Origin of the sequence: Microcella alkalica, from assembly GCF_014137945.1 — a bacterium.
In the GTDB taxonomy this organism is placed as follows: Bacteria; Actinomycetota; Actinomycetes; order Actinomycetales; family Microbacteriaceae; genus Microcella; species Microcella alkalica.
In genome coordinates this window covers 58,923-73,854 of sequence record NZ_JACGWX010000002.1, presented here as the reverse complement: position 1 = coordinate 73,854, position 14,932 = coordinate 58,923, and the positions used below count along the sequence as shown (strand labels likewise).

Sequence of the window (14,932 nt, the reverse complement as noted above, 5' to 3'; positions counted from 1 at the left end):
TTCCTCATTTCTGATTCGTAGGGGGCATCGGAGGTGCCGAGGATAATCCGCTAGGAGCACTCTCTTGCGACTCCTCGGCAAATGATCGGAGGGTCGCGGCGGCGGCGTCCGGGGAGGTCTCGAGAAGAGACTGGAGCGCCGGCCAGGTCGCAGCCATCCGCGCATGTGCGTACGCACTGTTCTCCCCTGTGCTGCGCTGCGTCCAGGTGCTCGCATTCACGGCAAGTCGAGCAACTCCGAGTGGGTAGAGCAGGTCAAGTTCACCTGCCGTCAGAGTTTCGTGTCGCAGGTAACCGCGGACCACGTCGCAGAACGCGGGGAAGGCATCCGGCTGACGGAGGGTCGCGTACGACGCGGCCACTGCTAGTTCAGCCACCCGTGCCGTGAGGACGGCGTCGTTGAAGTCGACAACGCCTGACACGTACGGTTGGCCATGATCGTCGACCTTCGCAAGGAGGTTGAAATCGTGGAGATCCTGATGGACGACCGACAGCGGGAGTTCCGTGATTTGATCGGCGACGGCATCGAACCAGTCGAGCGCGTGCTCCAAGTACTGGCGACGATCCCACGATGCGGCGTGCATGGTTGACCGGATGGAGGCTCCGCTGGCGACCGCTGCCCAATGATGGTCGCGCTGTCCGTGCGCATCCGAGTTGAGCGGGCTCAGGCTGGTGACGATGTCAGCGGCGAGCGCGCCCACCTGTTCGCGGTAGGAGCGCGTGGTCTCGCCGAGTTCGGATGCGTTTCGACCGTCCACCCAACTCGTGAGACGAATCAGGAACGTGCGATCGCCCCTTCCCGGGAACGACGAACAGTATTCGCCATTACGCTGCGGAATGAGCCGCGGAGTAGCGACGGACAGGGGGCGCAGCTCCAGCTGCCGCAGCACGCGGTTCTGCCACTCGACAGAATCGACATCCAGCGGTTCCGGACTGAGCCGAACGAACCAGGATGTGCCGTCGATATCGGTCGCGCGACAATTGACATCGAGCTCGCCGGGAAGAAGGTCGACATCGGCGATTCGCAGTCCGTATCGCTCCCCGATCACAGCAGCTACAGCGTCGCCTGAAAGAGCCGCGTTCCGTGGATCGAAAACCACTGTCGTACCCATTTCCCTCGGTGATTGCGGCATCCGGCGAGCGTTGCCTGTTCGTGGATGCGCACGGTGTGCGGTAGTAGATCGTCGTCAGCGTGCTCCCATCAGATGCCACGCCCCCCGGAGACTTCGATGACGGTGCCCGTGAGGTATCGGGAGAGGTCACTTGCGAGAAACAGAACCACATCGGCCACCTCTTCAGGCTCACCGAATCGACCCAGCGGAATGTCCCGTAACCTCTCCTGCTTGACCGCGTCGGGCATGGCGTCGATCATCGCCGTGTTGATGACCCCCGGTTGGATGGCATTCACACGAACCCCGGCGAATCCGACCTCTTTCGCTGCCGCCTTCGTCATGCCGACAATGGCGGCTTTCGCAGCACTGTAATTGGTTTGGCCTGCATTCCCGACCTTGCCGGAGATGGACGACATATTGATGATCGATCCTCCACCACTGTCACGCATCACGTCGGCCGCCGCCCGCATACCCAGCCACGTGCCACGAACGTGCACATCGATCACCGCATCGAAGTCCTCGATCAGCATCTTTCGCATGGTCGCATCACGGGTAATGCCGGCGTTGTTCACCCACACGTCGAGGCGTCCGTACCTCGTGAGAGCAGTCGAGACAACACGGTTCACGTCATCCGGATCCGATGCCCCTGCAATGACGCTGGTGAGCGCTGGGCCGGCATCAAGACGTGCGATTGCTCTGCCCAGCGCCTCTTCGGAGACATCGGTGATGACGACGGATGCGCCTTCCTCAAGGAACCGTCGGGCCGACGCAAGCCCAAGCCCCGCGGCGGCGCCGGTGATGACCGCGACCTTCCCGTTCATCAGCAAGGCTGACGCCCCCTGCACAACCACACGCGGCCCGTATTCATGTGTTGGTGGTGCGTTCAAGGAGCTTTTCCTTCGCCGCTCCCGGGCGTTCGATTCGACCCTCGGGCACAATCGAGACGACCGACCGCACGGTGAGCCGATCGCTCAACATTCGCTCTATGGCCACCGCCAGCTCGTCTGCTGTGCGAGTACTCGATGAGGCCATCTCAACTCGAATCTTCAACGGCTGTGACGTGCTGTGTCCCTCGAAATCAACATCGATCTTGAGGTAACCCGTCGCATCCGGCGTGAAGTGCACGACGATGTCCTTAACCGCCGCGGGGAAGACGTTGACCCCACGAACGATCAGCATGTCATCGGCACGACCGTGGGTCTTGATCTTGTACGCACTGCGTCCGCAAGCGCACCCTGTCCCGGACACCGTCACGATGTCGCCCATCCGGTAACGCACCAGGGGGGTAGCTCGACGCGCAAGTGCCGTGTACACCAGTTCACCCGTGACACCCTCTTCGAGAGGGAGCGGCTCCAAGCTGTCGGGATCAATCAACTCCACGTGCAGCGCACCCTGTGAGCACAAGTGCATGCCGTCCTTCTCGTCGCACTCCGCCCAATACGTGCTGCCGAAGTCGGCGCCGCCCATCATGTCGCGCACATCTGCGCCCCACAGCGACTCCATGCTCTCTCGAATGGCCGGCACTCCGCCCCCGGGCTCACCCCCGACGGAGATCTTGCGCACCGACAGCTCGCTAGCCTGCTTGCCGAGAACATCGGGGGCGGCGGCTCCGAGGTACGCCACCATCGACGGGGTCGCACACAGGGCGACCGGCTTCAGGTGGTCGATCGCCCTGAGCAGCCTTTCGGTCCCCGCCTCAGCACCGAGCGGGATGACGCAGCATCCCAGATGCTGCAGGTGCTGGACGTTCACCAGACCCCCTACGAAGCCCTTGCCCATGGCATACCCGTGCATCACCCAGTCGCCTGGTCGAAAGCCGTTCGCGTAGAAGACGCGCGCGCCCATCGAGTTCCAGACAGCGAGATCCTCGGTCGACGCCGCCACGTAGGTCGGCATCCCCGTCGTGCCGGACGATGACTGGATCTGAACGACCTCTGCCTCGTCGACAGCGAGATGGAACCCGAGTGGAGGGTGTGCGATGAGGCTCTCACGCAGATCTTCCTTGGTGGTGAAAGGTAAGGCACCAAGATCAGCCAGTGATGTGATCTGGGAACGCTGCTTCCCGAGACGGCGCTGGTAGAACTCAGAGCGATCGACCACATAGTCGAGCTGCCGTTGCAGGAGCGACTCATGCAGGGCGGTGATGTCGGACCACGGCTGAGTCTCGAGGGAATCGAAGGTTGGGGACATCTCTACGCCAGCTTTCGGATCTCATCAGGCAGACCGAACATGCGGAACTCGGGAACGACTGCCTGGCCAAAGAGCTGAACCGCCTTCGCCGTCTCACCGTGGTGCATCGAGTGGTACGCGATACGGGCTACGACGTAGTTCACACCGAGCTGTTCTTGATAGCGGTACAACTGCTCGATGCAGGTCTCTGCATCCCCGATAATGAAGCGGTCGCGGGCGAGTTCCTCGAACGAGTCCCACTCCTTGACGAGTCCCGCACGCGCCATTCTCTTGTAGAGGCCTGCAATGGCGTCCGCCGCGAGCTCGTGGGCATGCTCCGTTGTCCGAGCAATGAAGACCTCACGCGCGAGGGGAACCGTCGCGCCCTCCCGCTGGGTATCCGCGTACAGATCGTGCAGCTCAGACAGCGGCAGGTGGGCCGGAGCGAAATAGGGAACTCCCACTTCCTTGGCCAACTGAGATGCGACATCCGACCCGCTCACCCACAGCGGCACCTCCAGCTGGGCCGGCTTCGGCTGAACCGAGATCTTGTCGATCCCGCGTGCCTGGATGTGCACGTCGTTCTCCATCGGGATCGTGTGAAATTCGCTCTTGTGCGAGAACGGGTTGGGCCCCCAGGACTTCCGCAGCACGGCGATGTCGTCCAGCATTCGCTCGATGGTGCCGGACCCGCGCCAACCGTACTGTTCCTGCTCAGTCGGTACCTGCGCCGCCACGATCGTGCGCCCGTTGCTGATGTTGTCGATGCACGCGACCTCCTCGGCCAGGTACATCGCATTCACCAGTCCCAGCACGGGCATGACCCCCACCCGCACGAACTCCGTGCGCTGGGCAAGTGCCGCCCCGATGACGGAGGCCGATGAATTGAAGTGATCTGGAGTGAAGTGGCGCTCGCCCGCCCACACCGAGTCGAAACCCCACCACTCGGCTGTCACGGTTTGCTCGAGAGCTTCCTCGTAGACGTCGACCTGCTTCTTTGATGGGTCCGCAATCTCCATGGTGAGCGGACCAAGACCAAATCTCATGATTTTTCTCCCTAGGTGTCGGTGTTCCGACGGTCAGATGTTGGGAATGACCTCTGTGGCGAGCAATTCGAGCGAGCGAAGATATTTCGCCCGGGGAAGCGAGTCGAAACGAGTACCGAAGATGACGTGCGTGCACCCGGTAGCCGCGATCTCGCGAAGGCCGCGCACGACCTTCTCCGGCCGCCCAATCGTGCGCTCGTGAACGTTCACGAGCCGATCTGCTGCGGCATCGAGATCCCGCGGGCGGTCGAACCCGACCGGTTCACCCTTCTCGTCGACGAGATAGCGCCACCCTCCCAGCTGCTCGCGGAGGAGGAACCGCAACGAGGGGAGTGCCTCCCGATAGGCCTCGTCATCGGTTTCAGCGACCCAGCCGCGTCGCAGAACACCCATTTTGGCGTGGGACACGTCCACGCCGTACTCTTCGGCGCAGGTGTAGTACAGGTCGATCTGGTGTCGTAGCTGCTCCAGTGTGAGCGCATCAGAGAGAATGATCGACGCTCCCATCCGAGCCGCACGCCTGATCGGGTCGGGGCCGACCGCCGCGACCCAGATCGGAACGTCCGACTGGAAAGGCTTCGGTGTCACCTCCACGTCGGGAACATCGAACTGATCCCCCGCGAAGTTGACCGGACCATCGGCGAATGCGCGACCAACGATCTCGACCCCTTCTTCGAATCGGTGACGCCGGATGCGTCGATCAATGTTGAAGCCATCGAACTCGTTGTCTCGATATCCCAGCGCGAGCCCCAGGTCCAGGCGGCCGCCCGACAACTGGTCCAGCACTGCCGCCTGCTGCGCGACGCGCAGCGCCTCGTGCTGGCTGAACAACAACGCTGCCTGGCCGATTCGGATCCGTTTGGTGGCCGCGGCGATTCCTCCCGCGACTGTCAGCAACGACGGGCAATAGCCGTCGTACCAGAAGTGGTGCTCGGTCTGCCAGATCGTCTTGATGGTGGAGAACTGATCGCAGAATGCAGCATCCTCCATCAACTCCTTGTAGAGGTAGGCGAAGTGTCGCGGCCCAGCTTTCGTGGACTGCAAACTCCAAATACCGACACCGATCTCGAGTTCTCCCACAATGACTCCCATCCCTGTGCTTAGCGGTGAATAGTGAATGTTGCGACGTGAAATTCTGCTCGCGCTGTCACGTCAACGGAACGAGCCGAAGTCAGGCTTTTCGTGATTCACGAACGCGTTCACACCGGTTTTGGCTTCATCTGTTTGAACGAATATCCCGAGACTGTCGAAGGCCATCGCCGAGATTCCCGCGATCGACTCCGTGTCCGCGTTGAAGGAGTGCTTGACGACCTTCAGCGCCGTGGGGCTCAGTGCGAGCATTTCGTCGGCCCACCGGCGGACCTCGTCCCGCAGCTGTTCGATGGGGACCACGGCGTTCACGAGACCCCAGTCGTGCATGGTCTGTGCTGAGTAGCGGCGGCAGAGCATCCAGACTTCACGCGCCCGCTTGCCGCCGATTATGCGCGCCAGATAAGCAGTGCCGAACCCCGCGTCGAACGAGCCCACGCGCGGCCCCGCTTGACCGAACTCGGCATGCTCAGCCGCGATGGTGATGTCACAGACTACGTGGAGCACCTGCCCGCCGCCGATCGCGAACCCATTGACGGCAGCGATCACCGGCTTAGGGACGTCTCTGATGAGCCGCTGAAGATACTCGTCTTGGAATACGTTGTATTCCGTCGGGCCGTAGTCGCCCTCCTGCTGGCGGAGTTTCTGGTCGCCGCCCACGCAGAATGCTCGTTCTCCTGAACCGGTCAAGGCGATGACGCCTACGGCCGGGTCTCCCCACGCGAGCTTGAAGCAATGGATGAGTTCGTCGATCGTTTGACCTCGGAATGAATTCATCCGATCGGGTCGATCGATCGTGATCCACGCGAGTCCGTCCTCGACTGCGTACGTCACGTCGTCCAATTCACGACTTTTCATCACATTTCCTCTCTCGAGGGCACACGGATTGCGCGCCCGCTGCCCGATTTCTGGTTACCACCGCGGCCTGTCTTCTTGACCCTGTCATCTGCTCGCCCACGCGCGTCCGCCTGACGTTTCGAGAGACAGCATTTCCAGAACATGGTCGGTGTCGGCGCCCAGGACCGGGGGCGGCGAGGGACGCTCGGGCTTCTGCCCGTCCAGCCAGAAGGGAACACCCTGCACACGAATTCCCCCGGCGACCGGGTGCCGGAGCTCCATGATCATCTCGTTGAACTGAATCTGGGGATCATCCACCACTTCGGCGTAATCCATGACGCGACCAGCCGGTATGCCAGACCGTTCGAATTCCACGAGCCACTGTGCTGTAGTTCGCCCGACGAGGGCATCGTTCACCATGACTCTGAGGTTGTCGCAGTGCGCTACTCGCTGTTCGTTGTCCGCAAACCTCGGGTCGTCGACAGCGATCGGGAGCGACAGGAGGTCGTGAAGAATCCGCCAATGCTTCTCGTTGACCACGGCCAAGACGATCGATCCATCGCCCGTCTCGTATACACCGGTCGGAGCCGTGAAGGGTGATTCCGCACCGAGCATCGACGGCTGCTCCCCTGTCGCGAGGTAGCTTGAGACCCAGCACGCCTGGAGGGCGAAGAACGCGTCCCGCAACGACACATCGACACGTGTGCCCGCGCCCGTCCGTGCACGCTCCACGAGCGCGCTCAGAATGCAGGTGCTCGCCATGGTCGCGGCATAGACATCCGCCGCGTTCGTCCCGACCTTAACAGGAACGCCTCCGGGTTCACCGGTGATCGCCATCATCCCCGATTCCGCCTGGAACAGCAGATCGATGCCAGGGCGCTGTGCCATGGGACCGTCCGGGCCGTATCCCGACACGGCGCAGTACACAAGTCTCGGATTGATCTCGGACAGGTCGTCGTAGCCCATGCCGAGTCGCTCGGCGATACCGGTGCGGTAGTTGTGCACCAGGACGTCGCAGGAGGCGGCCAGTTGACGCGCCGCCTCCTGCCCTGCGGTCTCACGCAGGTCCAGGACCACGCTCCGTTTGCCCCGATTCACCGACATGAAGAAGGCGCTTTCTCCCTCGACGAAAGGTGCGAAACGCCGCGCCATGTCTCCCTCCGGCGGTTCCACCTTGATGACCTCCGCTCCGAGATCCGCGAGGAGCATCCCGCAGTACGGTGCCGCGACGAGCGCACCGAGTTCGAGGACACGAATGCCCTCCAGCGGTCGGCGCGGTTGGCCCATGTCAGACTCCGCGAAGGATCTGGATGGGAAGGTCGGGCATCTTGAATACCGGCATGACCTCACGGCCGAACAGGGTCATCGACGCCACGAGCTGCGGGAATGCCATGCCGGGGAAGTGCATCCGGCAGATGAGGTGATCGATCCCGTGCGCCTCGTCCAATTCCCGAATCTGCTCGATGACCTGCTCGGGAGTGCCGATGATCATCCGGTCCGCGGCCAGTGCGGCAACGTCGCTGGTGTCTCCGGACCAGAGGCCCCATTCGCGATAGTTGTCGAATTGGCGCGCGAACGCTTCACCGCACTCGTCGAGCGGATTGCCGTGAGCCGAGACGTACACGTCCCTAATGAGGACGCGGGGTGCTCGGATCTCTCGGTGCGTGCGTGCATCGTAGTGATCCCAGAGCTCGCCGAGGGCGGAGTTACCCGTCACAGCACCAAGGATCATCGGAAGACCGTAGTGAGCCGCGAGTGAACGGCCCTCCTCCCAGAAACCGCCGAGCCACACGGGGAGTTCGAACTGCACGGGCTTCGGCGTGACCGTGACGGTGCCGGTCGTGTTCTCGGTGTGGCCGTCGAGCTGCGCAGGGATCGTCCACGTTGCACCCTGGTGATGGAACGGGCGCGCCGACCAAGCGGAGAAGAGAACATCGAGGGACTCCTGGAACCGGTCTGCGTACTCTCCTGCGTCCACCTCGTACCCCGCGATCTCGTGCGCGACGGCGTTAATCGGAGCAATGATCGCTCGACCGGCAGCGAGGTTGTCGAACGTTGCGGCATCCTCCGCAAGGTAAAGCGGATGGGAAAGCCCGAGGATGGGCAGGACGCCCAAGCGAATCGCGTCTGTCCGTGCCGCGAGAGCCGACGCCGCCACGAACGCAGACGGACAGTAGCCGTCGCGGGTGAAGTAGCGCTCCGCGGTCCAGGCCGAATCGAAGCCCAGATTTTCCGCGAGCACAACAGCGTCGCTGATGATCTCGTATGCCTCCGTCGCGCCAACCTTGCCGACAGCCTCGGCAGCGAAGGGTCCTAATCCAAATCGCATGGTTATGCCTTCCTTGTGGTTGCGACGGCGGGCGCCACCTCGCGGGCGAGGAGCTCCATGGCGTGGTGCAGTTGCTGCGGCGTCTGTGACACGAGGTGGCTCCGCGCGACGACGAAATTCACACCAACACTCTCGAGGGCACGCAGCTTGCGGATCACCGTGTCTGGAGTGCCGATCGCAGCGTTGTTGCGGATGACTCCCTCGGCCGCCATCCGGAGTTTCTCGGGCTGCTCGAATCCCAGCGCGTTTCCGTTCTCGTCGGAGAGATAGCGCCAGCCGCCGAGCTGTTCGAGCAGGAAGGATCGCAGCCGGGGAACGACCTCCGCCTCCGCCCGCGCGGCCGAGTCATCGACCCAGACGTATCGCAGGATCCCGAAGCGCACGTTGGTGCTGTCGACTCCGTGCTCGTCGGCTGTCTTTTTGTACAGCTCGACCAGTTCTCCGGCGCGCTGGTCATCGTGAGCGTCAGACAGGAGGATGTCGAGACCGCGTCGCGCTGCGCGCTTCACTGCGGCGTCGCTCACTGCGGCCACCCAGATCGGCACCGGGTCCTGAACGGGCCGAGGTGTGATGACGGGCCCGCCATAATGGATGGGACGACCGGCTCCCGCTGCTGCGAGCACATCAAGCGCGTACTCCATTCGCTGCGCGCGCTCTTTCCGGTGAATACCAAGACCGTCGAACTCCTCATCGCGATAGCCAAGAGCGACCCCGAAGTCCAGCCGGCCGTTAGACACCTGGTCGAGTGCAGCAACGCCCTGCGCCACGCGAATCGGATCATGCTGCGGCAGCAGGAGACAGCCGGTGCCGATGCGCAGCCTCGTGGTCGCTCCGGCCATGTAGCCCCCCGCCGCCAGCAACGAGGGGAGATACCCGTCGTACCAGAAGCGGTGCTCGGTGAGCCAGAGCGACTCGTATCCGAGATCCTCGGCAACCTGCGAGTCTTCCGCGAGACGTCGATACAACGTCGCGTGCGCCACGGGCGCAGAGCGTGTGCTCTGCATTCCCCATAGACCGATTCCGATGTCCATTCTGTCGCTCCTTGTTCTGGTGGATCGTGAATGCTCACGACGTTGATCGAGAGCCCCTGTTGTGACGCCATGGCATCGGCGTCATCCCCCACGCGAGTCAGAGACCTCCGGCGGTGAGCTGGGTGTGCTCGTTGAGAAGCAGCTGCTCCACCTCGGTGCTCGTCTGGTTGATCGCCCCGATCGTGCGTATCTGTGCTGCCATCTGCGGCGTCCTCAACCCCGCGAGCGTGATGCGACCGTGGTTGTAGACGGTGAAGGTGCGAAGCGCGCGCATCACGACGACCTCGTCGCAGGCCTCTCGGAGGCCCTGGACAGTGCGCGCCGAAAGCGCTGACGCTCCGTACCGACGGCGCGCCATCGAATCAGGAAACACGACCTCGATGCAGGCGGTCGCTTGGGTGGACTCGGGTTCAATATTGGAGACGTTCGGCGCGAGGAGGGTCACAGCGTCGTTGTCGTAGAGGTCGACCAGCCGATATCGGACCTTGATGACGTCGGGACTCGAGGCAAGGGAAGGGGCCACCTCGTCGCGTACGATCGCTCGAAAGCCCTCGAGGTCAGAACCCGCTCGGCGGCGGAGGTACAGCATGTACTTCTCGTACTGCCCCAGATCGCCGTTCGGAGAATCGTCGACGCAGTCGTCGATCAGAGTTGCGACGTTCTCCGTAGTCGCTTGGTAGGAGATGGTCTTCGCGAACACGTTCTGTTCGTCGTTCATCAGTGGCGACAATGAGGCGGCGAAAGCCTCGAGGTTCTCCCTCGTCGCGAAGGTGATCTCAGCGTCTCCGAAGAAGCCCGGGGACCGAGTGGTGTCCGACGACAGTTCGTCCGAGCCCGGAAAGAGGCGTCCGGTGACGTCATCGAGATGATGCTGGAAATACTGATGGATGCCGGGGAGCCGCGAGGATATCTGAGTGTGGGCTCCTGACCAGTAATCGAAGAACAACCCCCGGTCCAGCCCTCGTCGCGGCCACAGCAGGTTCATCATGGCGACCTCGATGGTCTCAGTCATCGTTCTCCACCTCTCATGCTTCTCGATGCCCCCTGATCCGGTTGCCCAGCTGCATGGCCGACGCGCTCGGCACCCGCCATGGCGAGTCCCGTCACGGGAATGCTGCTCGGCAGGGCGGCCCACCCGAGATAGGAACCCTCAAGTTCTGTGATGTCCAGCCCCGAGCGGCGCAGGGCGCTGGCGACGACACTGCTCCGCACGCCGCTCTGGCAGTACGCGACGATGGTTCCGTCGTGGGGCAGGCGGTCGAGTGATCGCAGGACGCGAGCACCACTGATGTGGTCAGCGCCAGGTATGTGCCCGTCCGCGTACTCTGTCGCGTTGCGCACATCGAGAAGCAGCGAGTGCTCGAATCCGTCCAGATCTTGGGGCGCTATGGTCTTGGGCGTCGTCAGCTCGAGCCCCTCGAGACCGGTCGCATAGCCGACAACGGAATCGATACCCACTCGGCAAAGATGGTCGCGTTGCGACTCGGCTTCACGCCGGTCGTGAGCGAGCAGGACGAGCGGCCGGTGCTCCGCCTCGGGGTCGTACACCCATGCGCCATAGCTTGCCGTCTTCGCCGGGCCCGGAATGTTGAGCGACCGTTCGACGGCCCCCCGGTGCACCTCACGATTGTGACGAGTGTCGACGAAGATTACCTCGTCGCGAGAGAGTGCAGCAGCCAGTTCCTCAGGTGAGTATTCGATCAGGGCGGGCGGTGCTCCGATGATGACCGGGCCGTTCTTGTTTTGAGCCTTCATACGCGCGAAGTAGAAGGGGGCATCCGGCTGTCCCTGCAACAACTCGTCGACGAAGCCCTGCTCGTCATCGTTCCGGAGGTACTCGCTCCACCAGGAGAACGCACGTTCGTACCCGACGGTGGAGGTCGGAATCGCCCCCAGCGCCTTGCCGCAGGCGCTTCCCGCACCGTGAGCGGGCAAGACCTGCACGTAGTCCGGAAGCGACAGGAAACGATCGCGCAAGCTCGCGAAGAGATCCTTCGCCCCTGGGAAGCGCGTGTCTACGTGGCCGGCGACCTCGTCGAGAAGGTCTGGGCGACCAACGTCGCCCACGAAGACGAAATCACCGGTGAGGATGAACCCTGGCGCGTCGGCCTGCGCCCCGTCCGTGACGAGGAATGACATGTGTTCCGGCGTGTGGCCAGGGGTGTGCACGGCCTTCACCAATACGTTCCCCAGGATGATGACGCAGCCATCCTTCATGCGGACCGCGTCATCGAAAGCCGGTCCGTAGGTCCAGTCCGGACCGCCTTCATCCGAGACGAACAGGGCGGAACCTGCTCTCGTGGCCAACTCTCTACTGCCGGACAGGTAGTCAGCGTGGATGTGAGTCTCGGCGACCGCCGTGATCGTCATGCCGTTGGCCCGGGCTAGGTCGAGATACTCATCCACGTCGCGTCGCGGATCCACGACAATCGCCTCTCCCGCCGCCTGGCAACCGATCAGATAGCTCGCGTGGGCGAGGTCCTCGTCATAGATCTGTTTCAAGAGCACGGCAACTCCTCTCGTTCCAACGTGTCCAGTGGCGCAAACCCTCAGGCATCGCGAGACCCCGGCGCCCCCGTGCCGATGGGCAGGTCATCACGTCGACCCCACTCGTCCCACGAGCCGTCGTACACTCGCCACGCAGTCCTTCCCGTCACGGCCATGCCCAGCGCCAAGATGCAGGCCGTCAAGCCCGACCCGCAGGTCAGCACCGTCTCGGTGACGTCATCGCGGATCCCCGCAGCCTTGAGTCGTGCATCGATCTCGGGTGTCGGAATCAGAGTTCGCTGTTCTGCATCGAGCAGGTCTCCCCAGTAGAGATTGAGGCTTCCTGGGATGTGTCCTGACCGGGTACCCGGATAGCGGTCCTCTTCCGTTCCTGCGAAGCGTCCCGGGGTTCGAGCGTCGAGGATCTGCGTCGACTCGTCCCCGATGCGGCTCTTGACATCCCGCCACGAGGCGAACCTCTCGCCACGCTCCCTCACGGGATACGTGGCCTCCGGAAGGACCACCTCTCCCGACTCCACAGCGCCGTTCCTCTTCTTCCACGCGACCATGCCGCCATCCAGTACCGAGACCCGGTCGTGGCCGTAGAGATTGAGGAGCCACCACACTCGGGCGGCGCTGTAGAGACCGAGGGTGTCGTAGGCGACGACGTGGGTGTCTTCCGTGATGCCCAGGCGCCCCATTTCCTCGGCGAACACCCGAGGGGGCGGCGCTTTGCGCGGGAGAGGATTATCCGGATCCGCCACGACCGAAAGGTCGAAGAAGATGGCGCCTAGTATGTGCTCAACCAGATACTCTGCGCGGGCATCTCGACCAGTGTCGGGTAGGTGAACGCTGGCATCCACAACGACGACGTCCGGGTCATCGAGGTGAGCGACAAGCCAATCGGTGCTCACAGTGGGGGTGGTCATCGTCATCGAAGACTCCTTAGGGACTGCCGAGCGCCACGCCACCGTCGACGAGAAGCTCGATACCGGTGATGTAGCGGGATTCGTCAGAGGCGAGGAAGAGCGCTGCGCGGGCGACATCCCACGCATCGCCCATGAAGCCCATCGGCACTTGCTCATCACGGCGGCGCCACATCTCTTCGATGTCGCCGTCGCCGTATGCCTCGGCAAGGTGAGCCATGTTCTCGACCATCGGAGTCTTCATCAGGCCAGGCAGGATGGTGTTCACGCGAATCCCCCTGCTCGCGAACTCCGCCGCGACGGTTCTGCTCAGGTGGTTCATCGCCGCCTTCGTGGAGTAGTAGGTCGCGTAATTGACACCCGTATAGCGGATCGAAGCGACGCTCGAGATGTTGATGATGGTGCCGGCGCCCTTCTGAAGCATTACGGGAATGACGTGCTTCATGCCGAGAAAACAGGATTTGAGATTCACGTCGTGTGCGAGATCCCAGGTTTCGACGTCGAGTTCGGTCACACCTCCGCCCGGCGCGATGCCGACGTTGTTGTCCAGGATGTCGATACCGCCGAATGTGCTCACGGCAGACTCGACGACGCGCACGACGTCTTCTTCCTTGGCAGCGTTGGCGTGGATGTACTCAGCGGTGCCGCCCTCGCCTCGGATCAGTTCCGCGGTCTCGCGCGCGGCGTCCTCTTTGATGTCCGCGCAGAGCACTGCGGCGCCCTCGCGCGCGAACAGCACGGCCGTCGCCTTGCCGTTGCCCCAACCTGGCCCGCTCGACCCCGCACCCATCACGAGGGCTGTCCGCCCCTCCAAACGTGGCATCCTGTCATCGACCTTTCTCATCTGTTCGTCCTTCGTCGCGTCGGGCATGGCTCACTCGACCGTCGCCGACAGGAGGTCATCGAAGAACGAGAGATTGCCCAGCCCAGGGCGGACGGTTCCCTTTTCGCACTGTCGGATGATCTCGGCGCACCGCTGATTCAACGGCGTGGGCACATCGTTGTCGGCGCCCGCACTGACTACCGCGCCATTGATCACGTCAACCTCTGTCGGGACGCCGCGCTCGAGATCCTGCAGCATCGACGCCTTCGTCGCTCCCAGTGCCTCCAGGAGGGCGTCCAGCTCCTTGCTCGCGGCCGACAACCCTCCCGGACCGTCCACGTCGATACGCTCCGGTCGAATGCCCGCGACCTCGTCGAGGCTCAGACCCATCGCTTCAGCGACGCGTAAACCTTCCGTCCACATCCCGACGGCAAGCTGCCGTCCACCTGCGGTGCCGACCGCGGTGGCATAGTCGGCGCCCGCGATCGTGCCCAGCCCGGAAAGCGAGCTGTTCAAGAGGAGCTTCGACCACACCTGACCGACGATGTTGTCCGTCGAGTGAGCCGGCGCTACCACGCTGAGCAGATCAATGAGCCGGACCAGCCGATCAGAATTCGACCCGTAACGCCATTCACCCACGGCGAACGGCGCCAACGTGGTCTGCCTCACGTGGCCGGCTGCAATGAACGTCGCGCCCCAGGAGACGGTGCCGACCAGAAGCCGACCGGCACCGACGACACCTGCGATGACCTCCTGGATGAGCCCGTTGCCCAGCGAGACGTAGTTCTCCACTAGTCCACTGTCGCGGAGCGCTGTCACGACGCTCGGAACCGCCGGTGCTTTGAGCGTGATGAGCGCGTAGTCGTATGGCTCGCGCACCTGATCCACACTCGCGATCACCTGGAGGCTTGTCGTCATGGTCGATCCATCGGGCAGCTCGACGAGGGCTCCCGGGTTCCGGCACGCAGCGGCGTGCGCCGCGTTGCTGTCCACGCAAACTGTGTCGATACCCGCGTTCGTGAGCTTCGATGCGATGACGGTGCCTAGTGCACCCGCTCCGACGACAAGGACTCTCATACCCTGA

Annotated in this window: 14 protein-coding genes; all 14 read right to left on the bottom strand. The window is 63.1% G+C overall.

Annotation, left to right across the window (positions count from 1 at the left end; all coding sequences use genetic code 11):
- Positions 1 to 4: 4 nt before the first annotated feature.
- The gene (locus FHX53_RS04650; RefSeq protein ID WP_182490205.1) at positions 5 to 1,132 is read right to left on the bottom strand and encodes a phosphotransferase; all 1,128 of its coding nucleotides are present in this window, start codon (positions 1,130 to 1,132) and stop codon (positions 5 to 7) included.
- Positions 1,133 to 1,200: 68 nt separating this feature from the next.
- Positions 1,201 to 1,932 carry a 3-oxoacyl-ACP reductase FabG gene (fabG, locus tag FHX53_RS04645; RefSeq protein WP_182490204.1) on the bottom strand — a complete coding sequence of 244 codons (732 nt, stop codon included), beginning with the start codon at positions 1,930 to 1,932 and terminating at the stop codon, positions 1,201 to 1,203.
- Between the two features lie 43 nt (positions 1,933 to 1,975).
- A complete protein-coding gene (locus tag FHX53_RS04640; protein ID WP_182490203.1) occupies positions 1,976 to 3,301 on the bottom strand; it encodes a phenylacetate--CoA ligase family protein in 1,326 nt (441 codons plus the stop codon).
- A 2-nt stretch (positions 3,302 to 3,303) separates the two neighbouring features.
- Positions 3,304 to 4,326, bottom strand: a complete 1,023-nt coding sequence (locus FHX53_RS04635) for an LLM class flavin-dependent oxidoreductase (RefSeq protein WP_182490202.1) — start codon at positions 4,324 to 4,326, stop codon at positions 3,304 to 3,306.
- Positions 4,327 to 4,359: 33 nt separating this feature from the next.
- Positions 4,360 to 5,406, bottom strand: a complete 1,047-nt coding sequence (locus tag FHX53_RS04630) for an LLM class flavin-dependent oxidoreductase (protein ID WP_182490201.1) — start codon at positions 5,404 to 5,406, stop codon at positions 4,360 to 4,362.
- A gap of 72 nt (positions 5,407 to 5,478) precedes the next feature.
- Entirely contained in the window at positions 5,479 to 6,249 is a 771-nt protein-coding gene (locus FHX53_RS04625; RefSeq protein WP_425488305.1) for an enoyl-CoA hydratase-related protein, read from the bottom strand.
- A 108-nt stretch (positions 6,250 to 6,357) separates the two neighbouring features.
- Positions 6,358 to 7,539: a CaiB/BaiF CoA transferase family protein gene (locus FHX53_RS04620; protein ID WP_182490199.1), complete on the bottom strand. Its 1,182-nt coding sequence runs from the start codon at positions 7,537 to 7,539 to the stop codon at positions 6,358 to 6,360.
- Position 7,540: 1 nt separating this feature from the next.
- A complete protein-coding gene (locus tag FHX53_RS04615) occupies positions 7,541 to 8,581 on the bottom strand; it encodes an LLM class flavin-dependent oxidoreductase (RefSeq protein ID WP_182490198.1) in 1,041 nt (346 codons plus the stop codon).
- 2 nt (positions 8,582 to 8,583) lie between these two features.
- Positions 8,584 to 9,612 carry an LLM class flavin-dependent oxidoreductase gene (locus FHX53_RS04610; protein WP_182490197.1) on the bottom strand — a complete coding sequence of 343 codons (1,029 nt, stop codon included), beginning with the start codon at positions 9,610 to 9,612 and terminating at the stop codon, positions 8,584 to 8,586.
- Positions 9,613 to 9,709: 97 nt separating this feature from the next.
- A complete protein-coding gene (locus tag FHX53_RS04605; RefSeq protein ID WP_182490196.1) occupies positions 9,710 to 10,624 on the bottom strand; it encodes an EthD domain-containing protein in 915 nt (304 codons plus the stop codon).
- Positions 10,621 to 12,120: a rhodanese-like domain-containing protein gene (locus FHX53_RS04600; protein WP_182490195.1), complete on the bottom strand. Its 1,500-nt coding sequence runs from the start codon at positions 12,118 to 12,120 to the stop codon at positions 10,621 to 10,623. The genes FHX53_RS04605 and FHX53_RS04600 overlap by 4 nt, the downstream gene beginning before the upstream one ends.
- Positions 12,121 to 12,161: 41 nt before the next feature.
- The gene (locus FHX53_RS04595) at positions 12,162 to 13,034 is read right to left on the bottom strand and encodes a sulfurtransferase (RefSeq protein ID WP_182490194.1); all 873 of its coding nucleotides are present in this window, start codon (positions 13,032 to 13,034) and stop codon (positions 12,162 to 12,164) included.
- Between the two features lie 10 nt (positions 13,035 to 13,044).
- On the bottom strand, positions 13,045 to 13,896 hold the full coding sequence (locus FHX53_RS04590) for an SDR family NAD(P)-dependent oxidoreductase (RefSeq protein WP_220476204.1): 852 nt from the start codon (positions 13,894 to 13,896) through the stop codon (positions 13,045 to 13,047).
- 3 nt (positions 13,897 to 13,899) lie between these two features.
- On the bottom strand, positions 13,900 to 14,925 hold the full coding sequence (locus tag FHX53_RS04585) for a ketopantoate reductase family protein (RefSeq protein ID WP_182490193.1): 1,026 nt from the start codon (positions 14,923 to 14,925) through the stop codon (positions 13,900 to 13,902).
- Between the last annotated feature and the right edge of the window lie 7 nt (positions 14,926 to 14,932).

What these genes read in the sequence shown, in the direction of transcription:
- FHX53_RS04610 (WP_182490197.1), bottom strand. Translation starts at nt 9,612, where the DNA reads ATGGACATCGGAATCGGTCTATGGGGAATGCAGAGCACACGCTCTGCG.
- FHX53_RS04615 (WP_182490198.1), bottom strand. Translation starts at nt 8,581, where the DNA reads ATGCGATTTGGATTAGGACCCTTCGCTGCCGAGGCTGTCGGCAAGGTT.
- FHX53_RS04595 (WP_182490194.1), bottom strand. Translation starts at nt 13,034, where the DNA reads ATGACGATGACCACCCCCACTGTGAGCACCGATTGGCTTGTCGCTCAC.
- FHX53_RS04650 (WP_182490205.1), bottom strand. Translation starts at nt 1,132, where the DNA reads ATGCCGCAATCACCGAGGGAAATGGGTACGACAGTGGTTTTCGATCCA.
- FHX53_RS04635 (WP_182490202.1), bottom strand. Translation starts at nt 4,326, where the DNA reads ATGAGATTTGGTCTTGGTCCGCTCACCATGGAGATTGCGGACCCATCA.
- fabG (WP_182490204.1), bottom strand. Translation starts at nt 1,932, where the DNA reads ATGAACGGGAAGGTCGCGGTCATCACCGGCGCCGCCGCGGGGCTTGGG.
- FHX53_RS04605 (WP_182490196.1), bottom strand. Translation starts at nt 10,624, where the DNA reads ATGACTGAGACCATCGAGGTCGCCATGATGAACCTGCTGTGGCCGCGA.
- FHX53_RS04585 (WP_182490193.1), bottom strand. Translation starts at nt 14,925, where the DNA reads ATGAGAGTCCTTGTCGTCGGAGCGGGTGCACTAGGCACCGTCATCGCA.
- FHX53_RS04640 (WP_182490203.1), bottom strand. Translation starts at nt 3,301, where the DNA reads ATGTCCCCAACCTTCGATTCCCTCGAGACTCAGCCGTGGTCCGACATC.
- FHX53_RS04620 (WP_182490199.1), bottom strand. Translation starts at nt 7,539, where the DNA reads ATGGGCCAACCGCGCCGACCGCTGGAGGGCATTCGTGTCCTCGAACTC.
- FHX53_RS04590 (WP_220476204.1), bottom strand. Translation starts at nt 13,896, where the DNA reads ATGCCCGACGCGACGAAGGACGAACAGATGAGAAAGGTCGATGACAGG.